Origin of the sequence: Vibrio sp. L85 (assembly GCF_963871815.1) — a bacterium.
GTDB lineage: Bacteria > Pseudomonadota > Gammaproteobacteria > Enterobacterales > Vibrionaceae > Vibrio > Vibrio harveyi.
In genome coordinates this window covers 1-3191 of the sequence record NZ_CAWMYL010000151.1, presented here as the reverse complement: position 1 = coordinate 3191, position 3191 = coordinate 1, and the positions used below count along the sequence as shown (strand labels likewise).

Here is a 3191-nt window from a genome sequence, read left to right as displayed (position 1 = left end):
ACGGGCTCGCAAACATCATTCACCGGCTCACTTTATTTAAGAATTAAAGGTCATGACTCCAATCCGTTGATTCAAAAATAGAACTCCCGCTCAATGAATGTTCCGATCACCTTATCGTGCATTTCCTCCGATTTGGAAAATCCGATAGTTCTACGTACTAAACGTTTTAACCTGGAACGTAGCGTCAGATTAGTTCGTTCAATTCGCTGAGTGAACCTTTTGCCCACAATATGCTTTTCTCTTGGTAATTCTTTTGCGTAAACGCTGAAATCATCGGTAAAAAAGAAGCTGATGTCGAACGGTTTAAGCAAAGCGAGTAACGCTCGCAGAGCATCCGTATTACGTTTACCAAATGCGTGAGCAATGATGCGTTTATAGCGGAGCTCCCAAGCATACCAAAGCCAGCGACGATTTTTCTTTTTACCTACGAATGACCATTGCTCATCAACTTCACAGATTAGAGAGATGTTTGCTTTATCGAAAGGTATCGGGGTCACTTGCCTTGGCGAGAGTTTTTTAAAGTGCGTAGCACTGTGTTATAGCCAACCTTTAAGACACGACTTGTTTCTCTTACACCAGAGCTATTCATTGCCATATCAATGATTTGCTCTTTGACATTAGGCTTATATGCCTCGTATGCGTAATCAAGCTGAAAGGAACGCTTACAGTCAATGCAACGAAAACGCTGAAAGCCAGCCGCCTCTATACATGTTTTCGAACAGGTGTCAGCGCCGATGTAAAAATGGGTCTTCCGCAACTAAGGTGCATAAAATCACGCCAGAGGACTCATTACTCTACATCTCAATAGTTCGAAACCCGCGCGGCCATACATTTGGCGCTTTAACATCTTCAAACGATTTACGTGCCCTTCAACGACACCATTGCTCCAATGACTAATGACAGCTTCATTAACCGCAGGTAAGTCTGCCTCCATCCCTTTAGCAACTCGTTGAAGGTCGATCAGTCCACTATCGCTAACACTTTCGAACCATCGGTGTAATGACCTTTTGTTCTTTGTTTTGAGTATCTTGTAGAACTCTAAAGCTAGTTTCTGCGCTAATTTGAGCTGAGGCTCTTTGTCACACATCCGACTTATAAATCTTGATGCATAACTTTCTTCTCCTCGTATTATTCTCCAAGGTGTAAGCCAGCGACTGATTCGGGATGCTGATGGTATACGTGTAGGAACAATAACTGGATAGACCTTGCCTTTTCTGAGCCTGGTTACTTCATACCTCACTGTACTAACACTGCCTGTAAACCCAGCTTCGACCATTTCTTGCCATAGCTGACTTGCATTGCAGTAACCGCTTTGCAGCTGTTTTTCTAGCCAATCACTCCATGAATCGATGAGCTTAGGTCTAGGTGGTTTACTTGATATTTCAGGAAAAGTCTTCGACTGTATCCATCGTCGAACTGTTACTCGTGACAGTCCAGTTGCCCTCGATATTTCCCTGATACCATGCCCTTTTTTATAGAGGTCATTCACTTGAGTCCATCGCTGATAACGCTTTTCTCTTTTTTGTTGTTTAAGTCGTATCGCATTACTCGGCGTTGATGATGCTTCGTGAAGCATAGCTTGTGTTGTAACTTTAGGTGCTAATTCATTAGTAACTTCTCGAATCAACGGAATATGTCGATGCATCATCCGTTCTAGCGCATCACCTATATTTTTCAAAAGATGCCATCGATCTGCTACTTGCCTAGCTTGAGGAGCACCCTCACGGGCCGCAACAGCATATATACCCCCGCGATCTCTGGAGACTACCTGTATTTCAGGATATTTCTTAAACCAGGTAGTTAAGGCTCGTTTTTCTCGACCAGGAAGTAAAACTAATGGTCGATGAGTGTTAAGGTCAACGATCAACGTCCCATATGTATGACCGCGTTGCCAAGCCCATTCATCAATGCCTATGTGTGGAGTTTTGGGCTGAAGTGTCTCTGGTGCTTGCACTACTCTGCGAAGCAAAGTGTCAGCACTTGTTTTAATACCAACACTGCTTGCTGCTCGTTTCCCTGCATTACCACCCGCAATCAATCCAAATTGGCGCTGTAAATTTTGGAGAGCGATAGAAGATTGCTGACGAGGTTCAGCAAACGGTGACAATGATTCAGCAAAGGTTCGCCGTTTACAGAATCGATTATGACAGTACCAATGTCGTATAGTAAATATCAAGTATAGTGTCTGACCAACACATGGTAGATGCTGTAGGCGACGCTCACGGTGACTATGTATAGAATTGCTACGCTTTAAGCAATCAGGGCAACGGGCAGTTTTACTGGAAGCTTTAAGATAAACATTAAGGCCATGTATAGAGGCACTTTGTCGAGTTGGATGCCACCCTCGAGGAAGCTGTAATAAAGTCTTAAGCGAAGCCATTTAGTTATCCCAACTTAAAATAGCTTAGATCGTTGTTAAATAAAAAGTTTCATTAATTTTTCACCACCTAAGTTGCGGAAGACCCAATTTTAAACTGGCGTTGACAGCTCCTAGCTTTGGACGTTTAGCCATACGTTTTGCTCGGTTGTCTGCATTAACAGCTTTGTAATAACGACGACCTCGATTACGGGCAACTTCTCTTGAAATTGTAGAAGGGGAGCGATTTAGCATGCGAGCAATAGCTCGCAACGACATTTTGGCAGATAGAGCAACTCTGATTTCCTCTCGTTCTTCCAGAGTTAAATGTTGCCTGTTCCTTTTTCGTGTATTGGGTTTGATGCCCCCAGTTTCACGTAATGCTGTAAATACAGTACCTGGTGCTGCGTTTAAAATTCGGCCAATATCGCTATATCCAGTACCTTGTTTCCATAAATTAAATACGAGATCTTTCTCTTCTTGAGTAAATGTACGTTTTGCTCGTTTCATCACTGGTGTCCATGCAAATCAGTATTTTAGTAAAACTGTTGCAATGACCAATTGAATCTACAGTAGCCTTTTTTAGAATTTCCTTTTCTTCTTCAATACGTTTAATTTTCTTTTTAAGGTCGCGGATTTCTCTTTGCTCTGGAGTGAGTGGTGATGAATTTGGGGCCTTACCAGCTCTTTCTGCTTTGAGTTGCCTTAACCAACTTTCTAACGTAGTTTTTCCAATCCCCATCGCTTCGCAGGTTTCTTTATAGGAGCGTCCCTGGTCAAGCACTAGCTGAGCGCATTCAAGTTTAAATTCTGGGTTAAAAGTGCGTCTTTCACG

General features: G+C 42.7%; 1 protein-coding gene and 3 pseudogenes. All 4 read right to left on the bottom strand.

All coding sequences use genetic code 11. From position 1 onward, the window contains the following. Window positions 1-71: 71 nt before the first annotated feature. A pseudogene (locus tag AACR11_RS15300) lies at window positions 72-694 on the bottom strand (IS1 family transposase); the annotation flags it as partial. A 78-nt stretch (window positions 695-772) separates the two neighbouring features. Further along, entirely contained in the window at window positions 773-2380 is a 1608-nt protein-coding gene (locus AACR11_RS15295; RefSeq protein ID WP_026138328.1) for an ISL3 family transposase, read from the bottom strand. Between the two features lie 114 nt (window positions 2381-2494). Continuing rightward, window positions 2495-2866: pseudogene (locus AACR11_RS15290) on the bottom strand (transposase); the annotation flags it as partial. A gap of 64 nt (window positions 2867-2930) precedes the next feature. Next, window positions 2931-3191 (bottom strand): annotated as a pseudogene (locus AACR11_RS15285) (transposase); the annotation flags it as partial.

Bases quoted from the DNA above. Each gene is read 5' to 3' on its own strand.
- AACR11_RS15295 (WP_026138328.1), bottom strand. From the start codon at position 2,380: ATGGCTTCGCTTAAGACTTTATTACAGCTTCCTCGAGGGTGGCATCCA.